An 18,749-nucleotide genomic window follows, 5' to 3' on the forward strand; every position below is an offset into this window, starting at 1 on the left:
GACAGCGGCCCACCAGGCGCCGCATGATCTGCTCGCCGGTGGCAAAGACCCGGTCGCGGCTAAAAGGGGACCGGGGGCGAGCCGAAGGCTTTCGCAGGAGTCGAGCTTTATAAGGGTGCGGCCGCTGGTTTGCCTCAAACCCGTATTGCCACCAAGCAAAAACATAGCCAAATGGCTATGTTCACCCACATTATTTTGAATTAGACGTATGTGTTCAGCCGTCATAGTATCCGTAGTAACGGAGTCATGAGGCTGTGGGTCGGCCTCTTTGATTTTTTGAGATTGCTTCAAGTAAAAAGGCTGAGACAGATAAATGCGCATCCACAGGCTTCCTCCCGAGATCCCGCCGACATGCTATTGCTTTTTCAACGGCTTAATGTCGACGACAAGCCTCGAAATGAAGGTTGCATAAAGTGGCGGAGTACGACTACATCATTGTTGGCGCTGGGTCGGCGGGCTGCACACTTGCGTATCGGCTGGGCGCAGATCCCACTTTGAAAATTCTGGTGCTGGAGGCCGGTGGGCCTGATAACTCGCCGATTATCAAAATACCGTTGACATGGGGTTTGATTCTGAAGCACCGGTTGTACGATTGGGGTTACAACACCGAGCCAGAGCCCGGTATGGATGGCCGGCGTATCGAGTGCGCCCGCGGTCGTGTCCTCGGTGGCTGTACGTCCATTAACGGCATGGCTTATGCCAGGGGCATGCGCGAAGATTACGACGGCTGGGCCCAGGAGCTGGGCCTGAACAACTGGTCTTACGATAATGTTCTGCCTTACTTCGAGCGTAGCGAGTCCTGGGAAGGCGGGGCAGACGAGTTTCGCGGGAGCGGCGGGCCGCTTACCGTTACTCGTTTGATATACGAAGATCCGTTGCTCGATGCGTTCATGCAAGCCACTGAGCTTGCGGGCTATACGCGCAGCGATGATTACAACGGGGCCAGCGCGGAAGGCTTCGGGCCAATGCAAGTGACTATCCGGCGCGGGCGCCGCTGGAGCGCCGCTTCCGCGTACTTGCGCCCGGCCGTAGCACGAAAGAACGTAACAGTATGCACGGGCGCTCTGGTCCACAAAGTGGTTTTTGAGGGCAACCGCGCAGTCGGCGTAGAGTTTTCAAGTAAAGGACAGCTTGAGTTCGTACGTGCCGGCAGAGAGGTGGTTTTATGTGGCGGTGTTGTCAACTCTCCGCAATTGCTTATGCTGTCGGGCATCGGCAGCGCCCAGGCGCTACAGGGTCTTGGCATTGAACCCATGGTGGACTTGCCTGGAGTCGGCGAAAATCTGCATGATCATATTGTCTGCGATGTTCGTTGGCGCCGTAGTTCGCCGGGGCCTTTGTATCGTGCGCTGAGGCTGGATCGAATTGCCGTCGACGTACTGCGTACCTGGATGTTCGGCACGGGGCTCTCCGGCAAGATACCTGCGGCAGCGGTGGGTCTAGTACGGAGCCGCCAGAATCTGGCGCTGCCGGACCTTCAATTAATGTTGGCAGCGGCGCCTATGACGGCAGGACCTCATTTCGGGCCATTTCTTAAACCTTATGTTGATGCGTTTGCGATCAAGGGCGTGTTTCTGGCACCCGAAAGCCGAGGCAGAATCAGGCTTTCGAGCGCCGACCCCACCAAGCCTCCGTTAATTCAACAGAACTTTCTGTCGGCAGAGTCCGACCGTCTGGCGGTTCGTGAAATGGTTCGCACGATGCGCCGCATTGGCGGACAGCTGCCGTTGGCCTCCTTCATATCTGAAGAGCTGGCCCCTGGGGCGTCGGCTGTCAGCGATGAAGCGATAGACGCATTCATTCGAAACACCGCGATTACGCTTCACCATCCTGCCGGAACTTGCAAGATGGCCGTGGAAAGCGATCCGCTAGGGGTATTGGATCAAAATTTATGTGTGCGTGGCGTGGACGGCCTACGGGTGGTCGATGGATCTGCGATCCCGAAAATCGTGCGAGGGCCGATCAACGCCCCCATTATCATGATGGCGGAAAAAATTGCCGACGACATGCTTGGCGCCAACATTCTGGCGCATTAAGTTTGTAGCTTGAATCCCGACTGAAGGCCGGGAACCAGAACATAGAATATGCGAGGAGCAACATGGATTACGTTGTGAAAAACCAAGAAGCCAAGCAGACCATAATGCCCCGGCATTTCGGTTTGTATTACGGTGGGCAATGGCACGACCCGGTGGAAGGAAGATTCTTCGACGTGCATAGTCCCGCAACCGCGGAACTACTGGCCCAGGTCGCCGAAGGCGGCACCCAGGACGCGAACCTGGCCGTCCAGGAAGCGCGAAAAGCGTTCGAAACCTGGAGCCAGATGCTCCCGCAGGAGCGGGCCCGGCGCATGAAAGCGCTGGCCCAACTGGTTCGGGAGCATGCCGACGAGCTGGCCATGCTGGACGCACTTGACGGCGGCAATCCCGTTCGCGAAATGACCAACGACGTCATGATGGCTGCGGCGGCGTTCGATTATTTCGCTGGCCTGGTCACCGAGATGAAAGGCAGCTCGGTGCCGGCCGGCGTAGACGCTATCAATTTTTCGATTCGCGAGCCTTTGGGCGTTGTCGTTCGGATTGTTCCGTTCAATCATCCGTTCATGTTCTGCATGTCTAATGCGGCGGCCCCTTTGGCGGCGGGAAATGCCGTCATTGTGAAGCCCCCCGCGCAGGCGCCGCTGTCTTCATTAAGATTGGCGGAACTTGCGGCCGACATTCTGCCTGCTGGCGTTTTGAGTATTTTGAACGGCGGCAATGACCTTGGTGCAGCGCTTGTATCCCATCCGGACGTAGCCATGGTGGGCTTGATAGGCAGTGCCGCTACGGGCCGCGCTGTCATGCGGGCCTGTTCAGACACCTTAAAACCCGTGCTGCTTGAGCTGGGTGGCAAGAATGCACTGATCGCCTATCCGGACGTGACGCCAGAGTCTGCGGCGCAAGCTGCCATTGCGGGCATGAACTTCACCTGGTGCGGTCAGTCCTGCGGTTCAACCAGCCGGGCATTCATCCATGAGTCAATCTACGACCAGGTGCTGCCGCTGTTGAAGGAGTATGCGGCGGCGTACAAACCGGGCCTGCCGACCAGTCCTGAAACGACGATGGGAGCCATCAATAACCGTGCCCAGTACGACCGCGTGCTCGAGTATATTCGGATAGGAAAGCACGAAGCCACGTTGTTATGTGGCGGGGATACACCCCGGGACGCATCGTTGTCGAAAGGTTTTTTTGTAGAACCCACTATTTTCGTCGATGTCGACCAGTCCATGCGTATCGCGAACGAAGAGATATTCGGGCCGGTGCTTTCCGTTATCAAGTGGCGCGATGAAGAGAAGTTGTTGGAGCAGGTGAACGCCGTGCAGTATGGCTTGACATGTTCGATCTGGACCAATGATCTTGTGCGTGCGCATAAGTTGGCGTCTCGCGTGCAGACGGGATTTGTCTGGCTGAACGAAACCAGCCGGCATTTTATCGGTGCACCCTTCGGTGGCTATAAGCAATCGGGAATCGGGCGTACGGAAAGCATTGACGAACTGTTGGCGTTTACGCAGTTAAAGCATATTCATGTCAATTTGAAAAGCAAATACTAGGAAGCTCATTATGTGCAGCAATCATGACAATACTATTCCCGCGGCAAGCTCTACGGTCAACGACAGCGCAGAGGCGCCGCTTGCGGTGGATCCCAGCCTGATTCAAGACCTGGTGTTCGCAAACCACATCCTGTTCGACCAGGGCGTGCTGGATGCTTTCGGCCATGTCAGCATGCGACATCCTGACGATGCAAATCGGTTTCTTTTATGCCGGAATATGGCGCCGGCCCAAGCCACGGTCCAGGACATCGTGCAATTTCAGCTGGACGGCACGCCAATTGATGCCGCAGGGCGCCCGGTATATCTGGAGCGGTTCATTCATGGCGAACTCTACAAGGCGCGTCCCGACGTAATGGCGGTTGTGCACAGCCATTCGCCGTCCGTTGTGCCGTTCAGTGTGGTCAAAGAGGCGCCGTTGCGCCCGCTGTGCCATATGGCCGGGTTTATTGGCGCGGGCGCTCCCATATTCGAAATACGCGATGTGGTGGGCGACGGCAGCAGCTTGCTCGTTACGGACAATCGTCTGGGTGCGGCTTTGGCTGCCTCGCTGGCGGGCAGTTCAGTGGTGCTGATGCGCGGCCACGGCTCGACAGTGGTCGCCGATACGCTGAAGAAGGCGGTGTACCGGGCCGTATATACCGAGATCAATGCCAGGGCGCAACTTCAGGCCTCTCAGCTTGGCGCGATCACCTTTCTGTCGCCGGCCGAAGCGCAGGCAACGACTGCGACGATTGAAACCCAGGTGGGACGTGCATGGGATCTGTGGAAGAAAAAGGCGGAGCACACGGCGGGATATCTAAGATAAGCGCGAACAACCCGCAAAGAAAAATAGTACAAGGAGACAACAACATGGTGGATAAGCTGGTGAATCGGGTGGAGACACTGCTCGCCCTGATTCTGATTGGCGCAGTGCTGCTCAACTGCGTGAATATTGCCGGGCGATATTTTTTCAACTACTCGATCACCGGAGCCGACGAATTACAGATCTTCGGCATGATCGCCATTAGTTTTATAGGTTTGTTCGTCGTCAGTTGGCGTCAGCGTCATCTACGCATGGACGTGCTGGTGCGCAACGCACCGCCTTGGCTGCAAGTCATGCTAGAGGTAGCCGAGCGGGTATTGACACTGGCGGTGGCGCTGTTGTTGCTGTTTGTCTCGTTCGAATATGTGGCAAGGATGTTTCAGCTCGGTATTACCAGCGAGAACGTCGGGCTTCCCATGTGGATCCCACACGCCGTCATTACGATAGGCTTTGCATTGACGGCCGCGGTTACTGTGGTTCAGATAGTGGCCCGTTGCCGCGCGGTGTTTGCCGCGGGCAAAAAGGCAGGTGAGGTATGAGTTTTGCATTAGGTTTTTTGCCCGTCCTGTTCTTGCTTTGCGGCTTTCCCATCTTTATTGTTCTGATCGCATCCGCGTCGGTCGCGCTGGTGTTTTTCATGCAGATGCCCATGCCGGTCCTGCATCAGACCTTATTCGGGGCGCTCGACTCCTACCCGTTGTTGGCGGTTCCATTTTTCATCTATGCCGGCGAGTTGATGGGGCGCGGTTCCATTACGACCCGTATTGTGGATTTTGTGCAGGAAGGGGTCGGACCGGTAAGAGGCAGCGTCGGACTGACGACAGTGGGAACGTCCGCCATTTTTGGCGCTATTTCGGGTGTGAGTGCGGCGAGCGTCGCCACGATTGGCCGAGCCATGCTGCCGGCGCTGCGCAAGGATAAATACCCCGAGCCGTTTTCGGCTGGCCTGATCACGGCCATGGGCGCGATCGATGTGGTTATCCCGCCCAGTGTGCCGATGATCATTTATGCTTCGGCGGCGCAGCAGTCCTTGCCAAAACTCTACGCGGCGGGCGTAATCCCCGGCATCCTGATCTCGCTGATGGTGGCCGCGTATGTGATCTGGTTCGCTTCCAAGCATAAGATCGGCGCCGAGCGTAAATTTCATTGGCGTCCGTTCTTGCATGCCACCGCACGCAGCGCCTGGGCGCTTGGGGCGCCGGTCATCATCCTGGGCGGCATTTATGGCGGCATTTTTTCGCCTACCGAGGCGGCAGCGGTGGCTTGTGTGTATTCGATGTTTGTCACCTGCGTGGTGTTTAAAGAGCTGCGGCTTAGGGATGTGCTGGAAATTGCCAGGACAACAGCGCTGTTCACGTCGCAGATTCTGATCATTGTGGCGTGCGCCAGTGTATTCGGCTGGTTGCTGACAGTGAATCAGGTGCCAGCCAATTTGATCGAATGGATCAATGGCTTGGCAGTGCCGCATTGGATGCTTTTGTTGACTGTCAATATCTTGTTGTTGGCCGTCGGTTGTTTTATTGACCCGATCTCGGCCATTTTGCTGCTGAGTCCGCTGCTGGTGCCAATGATGCAGGCTATTGGCGTAGATGCCATTCATTTTGGCATCATCATGACGGTCAACCTGGCTATTGGGTTATTTCATCCTCCGTTCGGCATCAATATTTTCGTCGCGCAATCGGTGCTGGGTCTGGACCTGAAAACGATCTACCGCGGCATTATTCCCTTTTTATTGATTTATCTCGCAGCACTGATTCTTATTACGTATGTCCCATGGATATCTCTGGGAAGCATGCGGATGCTGATGGGCTGATTTTTAACTTATTTTCAGGAGACAAAGTTATGAAAACAAAAAGCATGATCACTATGGCGCTGGCCGGATTGTTCGGGGCGTTTCTGATTTCCGCCGCAGCTGTCGCGGCTCCTCAGTTCACCATGAAACTCACCACCACGACAGCCAACGACGCGGACGTCGAGTGGCTCAATACATTGAAACAAGGCATTGACGCCCGCTCGGGCGGGCGAATCAAGGTTGAGGTTTATCCCGCCAGCCAATTGGGTTCGGCCCCGCGCACAATTGAAGGCGTTACGATGGGCACGGTCGAGGTGGCGCTGAATGCGTCGGGCTTTTACGAAGGCCTGGACCCACGTTTCGGTGTTTTGTCGGCGACCGGCATATTCGACAGTATGGAGCAGGGCAACAAGGTTTTGAATGACCCCGAAATTCGAAAGTTGCTCTCCACCTATGGAGCATCCAAGGGGTACGAGGTATTGAGCGTATTCATGCATACGCCCGTTGCCGTAGTAACTACCAAGCCGTTTAAAACGCTGAATGATATCCAGTCGAAAAAAATCAGGGTGCCAGGGTCTCCGCTTTTTCTACATACGTTCAAAGCGTTAGGGGCGGCGCCGCTGTCAATGTCATTGGGCGAAGTGCTGCCGGCAATGCAAAATGGGACGATTGACGGGGCAGTTGGAGGCAACACGATTTTTACGTCACTGAAATTCTACGACGTGACCAAATCCATGACCTATCTTCCTTCCACTCATATTGCAGTCGTGGCGATCATCAATTCGCAGTTCCTAAAGTCCATAGGGCCCGAGCTTAGCGCCATAGTCAAAGAAGAGGCACGCAAGGCCGACGAACATATTTATAAATGGGCTATCGAGGACTCGGAAAAATCCCGTAAGCTATGGGAACAGAACGGCGGAAAATCTTACACGCTCGATGGTGCGGACGCCGCGCTTTTCGTGAAAGACGCGGGGGCAAGCGCCGAAGCGGTATTTAGCGGCAATGCCAAGCAGCAGGCAGATTACAAGGTTTTCAAAGCAGTTGCCGAGAAATATCGCAAAAACTAAACGTTCACGGCCAACCAGGTCATTTGTAAAAGTCCAGGGCTGCAATACTAGCCCTGGACTTTTCGTTGTAGTCTTGTCAGCTTTGGTCAGCTTTTGCACTGGCTAGGATGCATATTCGCTCGACACTTGATTATTATTCATGCATGGCCGCCAGATAAATCGCTTGTCCGAATTTCGGCGCGTGCCCTATATTTGACTCGAACCCAGAGTATCCATTCTTCTTTTAGGAGTACTGGGGGCCATTCTGTTCTACGCGGTCGACTTCATCGAACGGCGGTTGATACCTTGGCACCCCTCGCATCGCGGCCATAAAAAATGCAAGTCCAAACCGCAAGTCAAAGGCGCTGCAAGCGTTGTGGCGGTTTGAACGGAAAGCCATGCGGCATTTTGTCTACGGTGAAATTGAATGAAGAATTACCTATGCGCGGCGCAAGGGATTGAAACGCGGGTCTTTGACGCCGGAGAAGGTCCGCTGGTCCCAGAGCGGTGCCGCTTGAAGTAGGGCATCGGGTTCGCGACCTTCTTGGCCCGGAAGTCTATGAAGAGATTCCCGAAACAGGCCATGGCCCCTACCTGGAAAAGCCCGAGGCCTTCAACGAACTGGTCGTGGGATTTCTGAAAGCCTTTAGTGGCAATCCGGAATGACCTGGTCCAGATAGACTTCGAATGCTATGTCCTGCACGCGCTTTTTGTTCAGTGCGTTCAGGTAGTCTTGCCTGCGCCATTGCTTGACCAGGTCTTTGGCCGTCGCAATGGTTTCGGCCTGGCTTGCCGGCACGATAAAGGCTAGCGAGGACTTGGCGTTGGCGGGCGGCGCAAGCGTGGCCGAGAATTTTTTCCACTCGGGCAGCTTAAGCAATTCTTTAAGCATGACGTCGTCGTGCACAGCGGCGTCGCAGCCGCCGGTGCGCAGCGCCAGCAGCGAGTCGGCGGGGGCCTTGTATATTTTTTCAACGGCGCCGTATTGCGCGGCCAGGGTGCCGGCATACAGCCCGCCTTCCGATACGCACACCGTACGGCCTTTCAGCTGTTCCCATGACTTGATGGCGGTGTCGCTGCGCATGATGGCCATGGGGCGCGATACATATTTGGTGTCGATGGCCACCGTGGACGCCGGCGGGGTGGCGCCGTCGGGCATGGATACCAGCGCCAGGTCCGCCTGCGCTGGAATGGTGAACGAGCTTCCTGCGCCTTCTGGCGTAGCTGGCTGCGCGCCGCCGCCAAACTTCAGAATGCTGATCGGCGTGGTTTGCAGCCTTGCATGCAGTTGGTCTGCAAGAGCTTGCGCCAACTGCGTGTCCACGGCTTCGGGAGTGCGGACCTTGGCTCCGCCCACGAAGGGCGGGACGACGTAATGCACCGCCGTGCGCAGGGTGGCTTGCGGGCTTGTCGGCGCGGCTGCCTGGGCCGGCGCCGCTGCGCAAGCCAGCGCTGCGGCAAGGCCGCAGGCGGCCGCGCGGCGGGCCGATGAGGCAAGGCAGGACGAAAAAAGCGGTGTCATGGTGGCGGAGTATTAAACGTACTGATAGCGCAAGAGACGGCGTTTCAGGTTTTCCAGGATGACCTGGTCGATCAGGGTGGCGAGGATGGCGATGGTAAGAATATTGGACATCACGCCAACCATGTCGGCGGTTTCGCCGGCATAGGCCAGCGAGCGGCCCAGGCCATGGCCGAAGCCGATCAGCATTTCGGCGGAGATCAACGCCCGCCATGCATTGCCGAACGCCAGTTGAGCCCCGGTGATCAGCTCGGGCATGACGGCGGGCAGGTAAACGCGCCGCAGCATGGCCCAATGGCTGGCACCCATGACTTTTGCCGCCGACACATGCACGCGCAGAACGCTTTCAGTGGCATTCATGACGGACAGCGCGGCGGGGAAAAAGGCCGCGAGCGCAATGACGACGATCATGGGCAGATTGCCGAAGCCCATCAGGATCAGGAAGAGCGGCACCCAGGCAATGGACGGGATCGACTGCAAAATAATGATGGCCGACTTGAGCACTTCGCGAAAGAAAAACAGCACGCCGCCCAGCAGGCCAAAGCCTATGCCGAACAGCAGGGCGAAGATATAGCCGATTCCCAGGCGTGTAAGACTGCCCGACAAGGCGGCCTGGAATTTGGACGATTGGACGTCTTCCCACAGCCTTTGCATGACGGTGGGGACACCGGGCATGAGGAAGTCGGGCAGGAACCAGGCGGCGATTTGCCACAGCAGCAGAATGCTGAGGATCGCTACAAGCATGGCGAGTTTTTTACGGTAACCGGAAAGACGAATCTGTGTGCTCATGGAAGTTTCAAAAAGCAGGATGGCCGGCAAGACCGGCCATCCTTTGGTAAGAAGACATTAGTTGCGCAAGGCGCTGCGGGTCCGATTTTACAACCGAACCGGCAGGCGTTTTACAGCTTGCGCGCCTTTTGCCATTCAAGATCGATAATGTCGCTTACATTGAAAGGCTTGCCGTCTTTGGTCTTGAGCGCACCTTGTTCTTGCATGATGTCGGCGATTTCCTGCATGCGGGCCTGTTCTTTGTCGGTCAGGATCGGGCTGAAGGTTTGGCTCTTGATGGCGGCGGTAATAACGTCGTCGCGGGGCACTTCGCCGTGTTTCAGCGTCTTGATGGTGGGTTCGGCGACAAAGTAGGATGAAATCAGCTTGGCGGCTTCTTGCGGCTTGTTTTGCAGCAAGTCGATGGCCTCACGCTGTGCATCAAGCGACTTCCAGACATCGTCCTTGCGGTTTTTCAGTGTGTTGCCCGAGGTAATCACCACCATGCACGGGAAAGGCCATACTTCGCCGATTTCGTAGATTTGGGTGACAGGCGCAATAAGCTTCGCAATGCTGGCCTGGGGTTCGAACAGGAAGGCGGCGTCAACGCGCTTGCCTACCAGCGACTGGACCGCCACCTGCGGGCTTACACCCATGATGGTGAGATCGTCGGGCTTGAGGCCGGCGTTTTTCAGGACAACGCCTCTTAGCACTGTGTCGGCGGTGCTGCCTTCTTTTTGGGAAGCCAGCGTGTGGCCCTTGAGGCCGGCAACGTCCTTGATGCCGGTTTCGTCACGTACCACCACGGCGTGAAAGCCGTGTTGAGCGCCGCTGATGACCTTCAGGTCGGCGCCCTTGGAGGACCACGATGCCGCGTTGGTGAAGCCCAAAACGCCGGTGTCGAGCTGTCCGCCGACAATGGCTTTGATGAGGTCTGTTCCGGACTTGAATTCGACCAGCTCGACGTCGAGGCCATGCTTTTTATAGAAACCGCCTTCGTAGGCCGCGATAGCCTGGGCGTCGTCCATGACGCGCAAGTAGCCGACCTTGAATTTGTCGGCGGCAAAGGCGGGGCCTGCCGTCAAGGCAACGGCGGCAACCAGGAATGGGGCTAAAAAACGTGACAATTTCATGCTGCAACTTCCTCTAGTGATGCTGATTCTTCTTTTTCGGCGTGAATTCCGAGCAGGCTCAGGATTTCGCGACGCATGTTCGCGAATTCCGACAAATCATGGGTTTTTTCGTGATGCGAGAGTTGGAACTCTTTGAGCACGGTGGCGGGGCGCGAACTGAACACCAGAATGCGATCCGCCAGGAACAGGGCTTCGTCGACATCGTGGGTAACCAGCAACACGGTCGGCCGCGCTTCGCGTATTAATTGGCGCAAAGCGTCCTGTAAGGTCATGCGGGTCAAGGCATCGAGCGCGCCGAACGGCTCGTCAAGCAGCAGCGCCTTGGGTTGCGAGATAAACGCCCGGGCCAATGCCGCACGCTGGCGCATGCCGCCCGAGACCTGGTGCGGATAATAGTCTTCGAAGCCTTTAAGGTTGACCTTATCAAGCCAGTCGCGGGCCTGGGCCAGGGCGACTTGCTTGTTGGCTTTTTGGAATTCCAGGGCCAGCGCCACGTTTTGGCCTAGCGTCAACCACGGATACAGCGCGTTTTCCTGGAACATCAGCGTGCGCTCGGGATTTGGGTCCAGGGTAGGCACGCCGTCCACGAGGAAGTCGCCGCTGCTGGGCTTTTCCAGGCCTGCCGCGATATGCAGCAAGGTGGATTTGCCGCAGCCGGAAGGTCCCACCAGGGCGACAAGCTCGCCGTCCTGGATCTCGCGGTTGAAGTTTTTAATGACCTGAAGGCCAGAAAAATCCTTTTCTATATTCTTGAATGACAGCTTCATGGGTATTCGTTTCGCAATATGGTTATAACGAACTGTACGGCACCGTTAAATACCCAACAAGAATTTTTATCTTCTTTATTAATAACTTTCGGTAATAAGAAGCGCGTGCCCGGAGAGTAGCCGCGGCCTCCGGGAAATCAACGGTTGGGCGAGAGGCCCAAGGCGATTCAAGCCGGGCCTGGCCGTGGCTAACCCGCCACGTTTCTTTGCCGCTGGTAGTCGGCATGCATGGCAAACAGCTGATTCTTGAAATTGATGCCCAGGCGGGCGAATGCCCGGTTGCGGTAGGTTACGACCGTCGGACGGCTTAATTGCATATCGGCGGCGATGCCGTCGTAGGTCATGCCTTGCAGCAGCCGTTCGCAGACATCCAGTTCGCGTGCGGGCAGGCCCGCGTTCAGGTTTTCAAGAAAGAAACGGGCCGGCGGCGCGGCGCCCGGCGCGACGGCGCAGGGGATGGAGCTATTGCCTGGAGCGGGTTCCGAACAAAGAGTGATATGGCGCTCGATACCGATAAACAGGGCTGGCGCCAAGGCCTCGAAGCGGCCGATATGGCGGTCGGTGTAGCTGGTATGGTCTTCGTGGCCGTACAGGTTCAGGCTGGTGACCGAGCCGTCGTGTTCGTTGCGCGTTACCGACAGGCGTTCGCAAACGCGGTTGCGTGTGTAAATGATTTCCCGGTGTTCCGGGTTTTTGAATTCGTCCGCCCTAAGATGCTGAAGGACGAGCTTGCCGCGTTGGCGGCATGAGCGCACCGAGTCGAACGAGCGGTCGTTCAGGTAAATGCCGTTACGATAAGCCTGAAAGCATCTTTGCGTAACGTCGGGCCGCTGGAAGCTGCGGGAAAACAGCAGAACCGGGGGGCGATCCGCCCAGGTGCGATAGACATTCCAGGAACCGACAGGAAAGAGCTGGTTCAACTGGCCCAGCACGGCATCGCTGAAGGTGCTTTGGCCCACCTGCGCGAGAAGCGCAAGAATGCTTTGTTGAACTTCGGGTCCCGCGGCTGGGGCGATTTCCCAGTTTCTCATGTGTTTGTCTCCGGTAGGACGCTGTCCTTCTTTTGGATGACACGCTTATGCTTGCGCGCTTGCTACCATCGCAGCCAATGCAGGTCGACGGACTCTGCGCAGCTTGCAATCCGCAATTATAAGTTCAGGAGACAAAAATGAAACTGTCGCACAAATTATGCCGTTCGATCGCGGTGCTGGGGTTCTCATTGGCGCTGCCGCTTTCGGCCCGCGCCGATATCAATGTAGGAGTTATTCTTTCCTTGACCGGTCCGGGGGCCTCGCTGGGCCTGCCCGAGCAAAATGCCGTCAAGTTATGGCCTGCCAGCATTGCGGGCGAAAAGCTCAACGTTACGATGCTTAACGATTCGACCGATGTCAGCAATGCATCCAAGGCCGCGTCCAAGCTTGTGGCCGAAAACAATGTCGATATTATTATCGGCTCCAGCCTTACTCCGCCCAGCCTGACGATTACCGAAGTGGCGGCCCAGGCCAAGACGCCGGTCATCTCCCTGGGTGGCGGCAGCGCTATTGTCGAACCGCAGGAAGGGCATAGAAAATGGGCCTTCAAAGTAAGCGCTCCTGAAAAATATGCGGTCAAGCTGATTCTGGAGCATATGCGGAAGAACAAAATCGCCACAGTGGGTCTGATTTCGATCACCACGGCCTATGGCGAGGGATACGTCAAGGCGTTCGAGCAGATGGCGCCTTCCTACAATATCAAGACCACCGGCATCGAGCGCTACAACCAGACCGATCAAAGCGTCATTGCGCAGGTCACCAAGCTGGCTTTGCCCAAGCCCGACGCGGTTTTCATCATCAGCGCGGGAACGCCCGGCGCCTTGCCGCAGATCGAACTCAAGAAGCGCGGCTACAAAGGGCTGATCTACCAAACCCAGGGCGTGGCCAATAACGACTTTCTGCGCGTAGGCGGCAAGGACGTTGAAGGCGCATACATCGCGCTGTCGCCCTTGATGGTCGCATCCCAGCTTGACGAATCCAACCCTATCCGCAAGCCCGCCATGGCGTTCAACAAGCTGTTCGAAGAGCACAACGGTGCGGGCAGTGCATCCATTTTCGCGGCGTCGGCCTGGGATGCCATGCTTATTCTGGAGCATGCCGTGCCGCAGGCGCTGAAGACCGCCAAGCCCGGCACGGTGGAGTTTCGTACCGCGCTGCGCGACGCCATTGAAAACAGCCGTGATGTAGTCACGTCGACCGCCGTCTACAACTTCAGCGACAAGGACCATAACGGGGTCGACGAACGTTCGCAAGTGATGGCCAGGATCGAGAACGGCAAGTGGGTTTACGTTAAGTAAAGCAGCAGGGCCGGAAAGCGGCGGGTGCTGCCCGCCGGCGCCGGCATGGCGCAAGCGAATCAAGGAGTTGCAGTGGGCGTAGCAAAAGACAGGGCTGTTTGGACCGCCGAAACGGATAACGTGGAGTTGCTTGACCTGACTATCGGCGATATGTTCGACCAGGGAGCCGAGGCGGTTCCCGAGCGCGAAGCGGTGGTCTACAAGTATCCCGAGCTTGGAATGGACCTGCGGCTGGATTACCGCTCGTTTCAAGCCGAAGTCAACAAGTTGGCCAAGGGCATTATTGCGCTTGGTATCGAAGCGGGCGACAAAGTGGCTGTCCTGGCGCCCAATATTCCAGAATGGCTGTTGCTGGAGATTGCACTGGCGAAAGTCGGCGCGGTGCTGGTTACGGTCAACACAGGGTATCGTGCGGCCGAGCTGGAATACTTGCTGCGCAATGGCGATATTCACACGTTATTCACCGTGGACAAGTATCGCAAGAGCTCGTTCATCGAAGCGCTTGACGGCTTGCTGCCCGAGCTGCGCGAATGCCGCGACCCGGCGCGCGATTTGCTGCGGACCCAGGCCTTGCCGCGCTTGAGGCGCGTCGTGATGATGCGCTGCGAATCTTCCTACGTCGGCTGCCTGCCGTTCGACCAGGTCCTGGAACTGGGGACGGCGATAAGCGATGAGCAGCTGCGTGCCAGGCAGGCCAGCGTAAAGCCGCATGATGTGGCGCAGATTCAATACACCAGCGGCACAACGGGCCATCCCAAAGGCGTCATGCTGACGCATCACAGCACGTTGAACAATGCCTTGCTGACGGCGCGCCGAGCCGGACTGGCCGATGGCGAACGCTTTCTGGCAAGCATGCCGCTGTTCCATACGGCCGGCTGCGTGGTGAACGTGCTTAGTACCTTGTTGCATCGGGGTACCCTCATCATGGCCGTGTATTTCGACGCGCGCAAAATGCTGGAGCTTATCGACGCCGAAAAGCCCAGCATCATCAATATGGTGCCTACGATGTTGATCGCCATGCTGGGCGACCCGCTGTTCCAGCAAGGCCGGTTCAATACGCGCAGCATTACCAAAATGCTGACTGGCGGCACATCGATTCCCGTCGTGCTTATTGACGAAGTGCACAAGCGCATAGGCGGCAATCCCATGATTGTCCTGGGCCTGACGGAAACCAGCCCCATTGTGTGCCAGACCTTGCCCGACGACAGTTTCGAACTTAAGTCGACCACCGTCGGCCAGCCGTTGCCGCACACCAGCGTCAAGGTGGTCGACCAGGAAACAGGGGAAGTGCTTGGCTTCGATCAGCCCGGCGAACTGCTGGTAAAAGGCTATTTGCTGATGCAGGGCTATTACCTGATGCCCGAAAAAACCGCCGAGACCATCGACGCACAAGGCTGGCTGCATACGGGCGACTTGGGGATGATGGACAAGAACGGCTATGTGCGTGTTATCGGTCGCCTCAAAGACATGATCATACGCGGCGGCGAGAATATCTATCCCGTCGAGATCGAAGAGTTCCTGCTGGGCCACGAGTCGGTCGAACAGGCTGCGGTAGTGGCCGTGCCGGACGAGTACATGGGCGAGGAGGCCGCGGCCATTTTGCGGCTGGCCGAGGGCGCAAGCCTGGATGAAGCCGTGTTGCGCGAGTATTGCCGTGCCCGAATCAGCCGCCACAAAGTACCCAAGTACTTCTTGTTCGTCGATGAGTTTCCCTTGACGGCCAGCGGAAAGTTCCGCAAGAATGTCCTGCGTGAGGTCGCGCTTCAGATGCTGGGCTTGAATAAGGGTGAAGGCGCATGACGCAAGCAGAACTGCCGTTGCTGTACGAGAAGGCCGGGCATATCGCCGTTATCACCTTCAACAGGCCTGAGGCGCGCAACGCCCTTAGCCCCGAGGTGCTCTGCCGCTTTGCCGATGCCTTGCTTGATTTTCAGGCCGATGCCGACATGCGGGCCTTGATTCTTACGGGCTCGGGCACGCAAGCTTTTTGCTCGGGCGGCGACCTTGGCCTGACCCTGCCATTGCTGACGGGCGACCGCAAGCCTGAAACGGAATGGGACCACCGCCTCCTGGACGATCCCACGGTGTTTTCTGTAAGCAGCCTGCGCGATTTTCCCTTATACAAGCCGGTGGTCGCGGCGGTGAACGGAACCTGCGTGGCGGCCGGCGCCGAATTACTGCTGGCAACCGATATTCGCATTGCATCCAGCCAGGCTCGCTTCGCCTGGCCCGAGGTGCAGCGCGGCCTGATTCCATTTGCCGGTTCGCTGGCACGGTTGCCCGCGCAGCTTTCGCATTGCCAGGCCATGGAGCTGATGCTGACCGGCGCGGCCATCGAAGCGCAAAAGGCCTTGCAGTGGGGGCTGGTGAACTACGTCGTAGAGCCCGGTGAAGTAATGGCTCGGGCCCGCACCGTTGCCGAAGGCCTGGCGGCCAATGCGCCGGTGGCCATAGCCGAGATCAAGAAAACAGCCATACAGTCGATAGGCCTGCCATTGTCCGAAGCTTTTGCTCTCGAAAATGCCAGTTATGATCGCGTCATGGCAACCGAGGACGCCAAAGAAGGTCCCAGGGCTTTTATGCAGAGGCGGCCTGCAATCTACAAAGGAAAATAAAAATCCATGCTGAGTCTGACGGGAAAGGTGGCGGTTGTTACGGGCGGAGGCCGTGGCCTGGGACTGGCGGTCTCCAGGGCGCTGGCGCAGGCCGGAGCCGCGGTGGTGGTCAATGATCTGGACGCCAAGGTGGCACAAGCCGCGGTGGACACGATTCTTTCCGAAGGCGGCCAGGCCGTGGCCCAGGCAGCAGCCATAGGCTCGTCCGAAGCCGCACAGCTTTGCGTCGACAAGGCGGTTGCCCAGTTTGGCCGGCTCGACATCATGTGCGCCAATGCCGGCATTTTGCGTGACAAGGTGTTGTGGAATATGTCGGACGACGATTTCGACAGCGTGACCGAAACGCATTTGCGCGGCACATTTACTTGTGCGCGCGCGGCCGTGCGCCAGTTTCGTGCGCAAGGCGAAGGCGGACGGCTGCTGCTGGTGTCGTCGCTGGCCGGGCAGCGCGGCAATTTCGGCCAAACCAATTATGCCGCGGCCAAGGCGGGTATCGCCGCCTTTGCGCGTACCTGGGCGCTGGAGTGCGCCAAATTCAAGGTCACCGTCAATGCGGTATTGCCGACTGCGCTTACGCAAATGGTGGCGACTATTCCGGCGATGCAGCCCTATATGAAACTGCTTGAAGACGGGCAGGAACTGCCGCCCGAGGTGCGTCTTGGCATGGGCATGGGCCTGCCTGAAGACGTGGCGCCCTTGTTTGTCTTTCTGGCTTCGCAGGCTGCCAGCCACATAACGGGCCAATGCATAGGCCTGGGCGGCGGCAAGCTGACCCTGTGGAGCCATCCCCAGGAAATACGCGCGGCTTATAGCGACTCGCGCTGGACGGCCGAAAAAATAGCGCAGGCATGGGACAGTTCGGTGGGGCAGGAGCTGGAAACATTCGGCATACCGATGATTGCTCCGCCGGCGACGGGGCAATAGTTTTTCGGTGCGTTAGTCCTTGGCCAATGCCACAGTGACCGGCTTTGCGCCAAGCAGGGCCGTTACCGCGGAAGGGGCAAGGCTGACGAGATAGCCGCGCCGTCCTCCGTTAAGATAGATTACAGGATAGTCCAGCAGCGTGGCTTCGATCCATACGGGCATTTTTTTGCGGGTGCCGAAGGGCGAAGTGCCGCCCACCTGGTAGCCGGAATTTTTCTGGGCGGTCTCGGGCGTACAGGGGCTGACTTTTTTTACACCTATCTGGCGCGCCAGGTTTTTCGTGGAGACCTCGCAGTCTCCGTGCATAAGAACAACCAGCGGGCGGCCGTGCTCGTCTTCCATGATAAGAGTCTTGGCAACCTGGTGCGGGTCTACGCCCAATTGGCGCGCCGATTCGCGCGCGCCGCCGTGCTCGACATAGTCGTAGGGATGTTCATGGAACTCAATGCGGTTGTGCCGCAGCAAATGCGTGGCAGGCGTTTCCGATACGTGTTTTTCTTTGGACATGGCAGGTGCTCAGGCGCGCGGATGGTGTTTGGAGTGCAAAGCCTTGAGGCGTTCGCTGGCAACATGAGTATAGATCTGCGTGGTCGAGATGTCGGCGTGGCCCAGCAGCATTTGCACCACGCGCAGGTCGGCTCCGTGATTAAGCAAATGGGTGGCGAACGCATGGCGTAAAACATGGGGCGAAAGCGGCGTGTGGATGTCGGCTTGCAGGGCGTATTTTTTGATGATGAACCAGAATGCCTGCCGCGTCATGCCCGCGGCCCGGGCTGTGACGAACAGCGCGTCGCAGCGGCGTGCGCCCAGCAAGGCAACACGCGATTGCTTTGTATAAGTGTCGACCCAATGGGCGGCTTCGGCGCCCAGCGGTACCAGCCGGTCTTTGCCTCCTTTGCCCATATTCACTCGTACGACGCCTTCGTTCAGATTGACGTCCAGCACGTTCAGGCCGACAAGCTCGCTGACGCGCAAGCCGGTGGCATACAGGATTTCAAGCATGGCCCGGTCCCGCAGGCCCAGGGCAGTGTCGGGGTTGGGCGCCTGCATCAGCGCGTCGACCTGGTCTTCCGACAGTGTCTTGGGAAAGCGCGCCGGCTGTTTGGCCGCATGCAGCGTCAGGCAGGGGTCTGCATGTATGCGGCCCTGGCGCATGGCCCACAAAAAATAGCGTTTCAGGGCCGCAAGGCGGCGGTTGGCGGTCGAAGCCCGGGTGCTGTCATGCTTGGCGGCGAACCAGTCCTGGATGTCGGCGGCCTGCGCCAGGTCGATGTTTTTGGCCGCCGAGGCGTCGAACCATTTTGCAAAGGCGGTCAAGTCTCGCCGGTAGGCGGCCAGCGTATTTTCAGCCAGGCCGTCTTCCAGCCAGACGGCATCCAGAAAAGCGTCGATGGAAGAAGGGGGGGTAAAGCTCACGCGGCCGGCCTCATACAGAATATTGTTGAAAGAGTATCACGCACCGGCGTGG

Annotated in this window: 18 protein-coding genes; 11 read left to right on the forward strand and 7 right to left on the reverse strand. The window is 57.7% G+C overall.

All coding sequences use genetic code 11. From position 1 onward, the window contains the following. The first annotated feature begins 413 nt into the window (after positions 1-413). From DFR37_RS12575 to DFR37_RS23010, 7 genes are all read left to right on the forward strand, one after another. Positions 414-2,036 (forward strand): GMC family oxidoreductase, encoded by a 1,623-nt coding sequence (locus DFR37_RS12575; protein ID WP_211317248.1) that lies wholly within the window; start codon positions 414-416, stop codon positions 2,034-2,036. Between the two features lie 62 nt (positions 2,037-2,098). After that, positions 2,099-3,586, forward strand: coding sequence for an aldehyde dehydrogenase family protein (locus tag DFR37_RS12580; protein ID WP_113933605.1), 1,488 nt, complete (start codon positions 2,099-2,101; stop codon positions 3,584-3,586). A 10-nt stretch (positions 3,587-3,596) separates the two neighbouring features. After that, the gene (locus DFR37_RS12585) at positions 3,597-4,391 is read left to right on the forward strand and encodes a class II aldolase/adducin family protein (RefSeq protein WP_113933608.1); all 795 of its coding nucleotides are present in this window, start codon (positions 3,597-3,599) and stop codon (positions 4,389-4,391) included. 44 nt (positions 4,392-4,435) lie between these two features. Then, positions 4,436-4,927 carry a TRAP transporter small permease gene (locus DFR37_RS12590; RefSeq protein WP_170139901.1) on the forward strand — a complete coding sequence of 164 codons (492 nt, stop codon included), beginning with the start codon at positions 4,436-4,438 and terminating at the stop codon, positions 4,925-4,927. Then, the gene (locus DFR37_RS12595; protein ID WP_113933610.1) at positions 4,924-6,201 is read left to right on the forward strand and encodes a TRAP transporter large permease; all 1,278 of its coding nucleotides are present in this window, start codon (positions 4,924-4,926) and stop codon (positions 6,199-6,201) included. Before DFR37_RS12590 ends, DFR37_RS12595 begins: the two co-directional genes overlap by 4 nt. Before the next feature lie 29 nt (positions 6,202-6,230). Continuing rightward, complete coding sequence (locus DFR37_RS12600; protein WP_170139902.1) at positions 6,231-7,247, forward strand: TRAP transporter substrate-binding protein; 1,017 nt, start codon at positions 6,231-6,233, stop codon at positions 7,245-7,247. A 486-nt stretch (positions 7,248-7,733) separates the two neighbouring features. Beyond that, positions 7,734-7,892, forward strand: a complete 159-nt coding sequence (locus DFR37_RS23010) for an alpha/beta fold hydrolase (RefSeq protein ID WP_170139903.1) — start codon at positions 7,734-7,736, stop codon at positions 7,890-7,892. On the opposite strand, the gene DFR37_RS12610 is transcribed toward DFR37_RS23010, so the two are convergent. From DFR37_RS12610 to DFR37_RS12630, 5 genes are all read right to left on the reverse strand, one after another. After that, positions 7,873-8,748 (reverse strand): type 2 periplasmic-binding domain-containing protein, encoded by an 876-nt coding sequence (locus tag DFR37_RS12610; RefSeq protein WP_113933613.1) that lies wholly within the window; start codon positions 8,746-8,748, stop codon positions 7,873-7,875. The two genes, DFR37_RS23010 and DFR37_RS12610, sit on opposite strands and share 20 nt — an antisense overlap. Before the next feature lie 12 nt (positions 8,749-8,760). Next, positions 8,761-9,534, reverse strand: a complete 774-nt coding sequence (locus DFR37_RS12615; protein ID WP_113933804.1) for an ABC transporter permease — start codon at positions 9,532-9,534, stop codon at positions 8,761-8,763. Positions 9,535-9,644: 110 nt separating this feature from the next. Beyond that, on the reverse strand, positions 9,645-10,646 hold the full coding sequence (locus DFR37_RS12620) for an ABC transporter substrate-binding protein (protein WP_113933614.1): 1,002 nt from the start codon (positions 10,644-10,646) through the stop codon (positions 9,645-9,647). Next, positions 10,643-11,413 carry an ABC transporter ATP-binding protein gene (locus tag DFR37_RS12625; protein WP_113933616.1) on the reverse strand — a complete coding sequence of 257 codons (771 nt, stop codon included), beginning with the start codon at positions 11,411-11,413 and terminating at the stop codon, positions 10,643-10,645. The genes DFR37_RS12620 and DFR37_RS12625 overlap by 4 nt, the downstream gene beginning before the upstream one ends. A 188-nt stretch (positions 11,414-11,601) precedes the next feature. Continuing rightward, a complete protein-coding gene (locus DFR37_RS12630) occupies positions 11,602-12,444 on the reverse strand; it encodes a helix-turn-helix transcriptional regulator (protein WP_113933617.1) in 843 nt (280 codons plus the stop codon). 137 nt (positions 12,445-12,581) lie between these two features. Here DFR37_RS12630 and DFR37_RS12635 point away from each other — a divergent pair, with 137 nt between their 5' ends. The 4 genes from DFR37_RS12635 to DFR37_RS12650 all read left to right on the forward strand — a co-directional run bounded on the left by DFR37_RS12635 (position 12,582) and on the right by DFR37_RS12650 (position 17,281). After that, the gene (locus DFR37_RS12635) at positions 12,582-13,742 is read left to right on the forward strand and encodes an ABC transporter substrate-binding protein (RefSeq protein ID WP_113933619.1); all 1,161 of its coding nucleotides are present in this window, start codon (positions 12,582-12,584) and stop codon (positions 13,740-13,742) included. A gap of 72 nt (positions 13,743-13,814) precedes the next feature. Then, on the forward strand, positions 13,815-15,542 hold the full coding sequence (locus DFR37_RS12640; RefSeq protein ID WP_170139904.1) for an AMP-binding protein: 1,728 nt from the start codon (positions 13,815-13,817) through the stop codon (positions 15,540-15,542). Beyond that, on the forward strand, positions 15,539-16,357 hold the full coding sequence (locus tag DFR37_RS12645) for an enoyl-CoA hydratase/isomerase family protein (protein WP_113933623.1): 819 nt from the start codon (positions 15,539-15,541) through the stop codon (positions 16,355-16,357). The genes DFR37_RS12640 and DFR37_RS12645 overlap by 4 nt, the downstream gene beginning before the upstream one ends. Positions 16,358-16,363: 6 nt before the next feature. Then, positions 16,364-17,281 carry an SDR family NAD(P)-dependent oxidoreductase gene (locus DFR37_RS12650; RefSeq protein WP_113933624.1) on the forward strand — a complete coding sequence of 306 codons (918 nt, stop codon included), beginning with the start codon at positions 16,364-16,366 and terminating at the stop codon, positions 17,279-17,281. Between the two features lie 12 nt (positions 17,282-17,293). Here the strand turns inward: DFR37_RS12650 and DFR37_RS12655 are convergent, their stop codons facing one another. Together DFR37_RS12655 and xerD are read right to left on the reverse strand one after the other, a co-directional pair. After that, a complete protein-coding gene (locus DFR37_RS12655) occupies positions 17,294-17,788 on the reverse strand; it encodes an aminoacyl-tRNA deacylase (protein WP_113933626.1) in 495 nt (164 codons plus the stop codon). A gap of 9 nt (positions 17,789-17,797) precedes the next feature. Further along, positions 17,798-18,697 carry a site-specific tyrosine recombinase XerD gene (gene xerD / locus DFR37_RS12660; protein ID WP_113933628.1) on the reverse strand — a complete coding sequence of 300 codons (900 nt, stop codon included), beginning with the start codon at positions 18,695-18,697 and terminating at the stop codon, positions 17,798-17,800. Between the last annotated feature and the right edge of the window lie 52 nt (positions 18,698-18,749).

The organism is Eoetvoesiella caeni (assembly GCF_003315175.1).
Taxonomy (GTDB): Bacteria; Pseudomonadota; Gammaproteobacteria; order Burkholderiales; family Burkholderiaceae_B; genus Eoetvoesia; species Eoetvoesia caeni.

What these genes read in the sequence shown, in the direction of transcription:
- DFR37_RS12580 (WP_113933605.1), top strand. Translation starts at nt 2,099, where the DNA reads ATGGATTACGTTGTGAAAAACCAAGAAGCCAAGCAGACCATAATGCCC.
- DFR37_RS12585 (WP_113933608.1), top strand. Translation starts at nt 3,597, where the DNA reads ATGTGCAGCAATCATGACAATACTATTCCCGCGGCAAGCTCTACGGTC.
- DFR37_RS12590 (WP_170139901.1), top strand. Translation starts at nt 4,436, where the DNA reads ATGGTGGATAAGCTGGTGAATCGGGTGGAGACACTGCTCGCCCTGATT.
- DFR37_RS12595 (WP_113933610.1), top strand. Translation starts at nt 4,924, where the DNA reads ATGAGTTTTGCATTAGGTTTTTTGCCCGTCCTGTTCTTGCTTTGCGGC.
- DFR37_RS12600 (WP_170139902.1), top strand. Translation starts at nt 6,231, where the DNA reads ATGAAAACAAAAAGCATGATCACTATGGCGCTGGCCGGATTGTTCGGG.
- DFR37_RS12610 (WP_113933613.1), bottom strand. Translation starts at nt 8,748, where the DNA reads ATGACACCGCTTTTTTCGTCCTGCCTTGCCTCATCGGCCCGCCGCGCG.
- DFR37_RS12615 (WP_113933804.1), bottom strand. Translation starts at nt 9,534, where the DNA reads ATGAGCACACAGATTCGTCTTTCCGGTTACCGTAAAAAACTCGCCATG.
- DFR37_RS12620 (WP_113933614.1), bottom strand. Translation starts at nt 10,646, where the DNA reads ATGAAATTGTCACGTTTTTTAGCCCCATTCCTGGTTGCCGCCGTTGCC.
- DFR37_RS12625 (WP_113933616.1), bottom strand. Translation starts at nt 11,413, where the DNA reads ATGAAGCTGTCATTCAAGAATATAGAAAAGGATTTTTCTGGCCTTCAG.
- DFR37_RS12630 (WP_113933617.1), bottom strand. Translation starts at nt 12,444, where the DNA reads ATGAGAAACTGGGAAATCGCCCCAGCCGCGGGACCCGAAGTTCAACAA.
- DFR37_RS12635 (WP_113933619.1), top strand. Translation starts at nt 12,582, where the DNA reads ATGAAACTGTCGCACAAATTATGCCGTTCGATCGCGGTGCTGGGGTTC.
- DFR37_RS12645 (WP_113933623.1), top strand. Translation starts at nt 15,539, where the DNA reads ATGACGCAAGCAGAACTGCCGTTGCTGTACGAGAAGGCCGGGCATATC.
- DFR37_RS12650 (WP_113933624.1), top strand. Translation starts at nt 16,364, where the DNA reads ATGCTGAGTCTGACGGGAAAGGTGGCGGTTGTTACGGGCGGAGGCCGT.
- DFR37_RS12655 (WP_113933626.1), bottom strand. Translation starts at nt 17,788, where the DNA reads ATGTCCAAAGAAAAACACGTATCGGAAACGCCTGCCACGCATTTGCTG.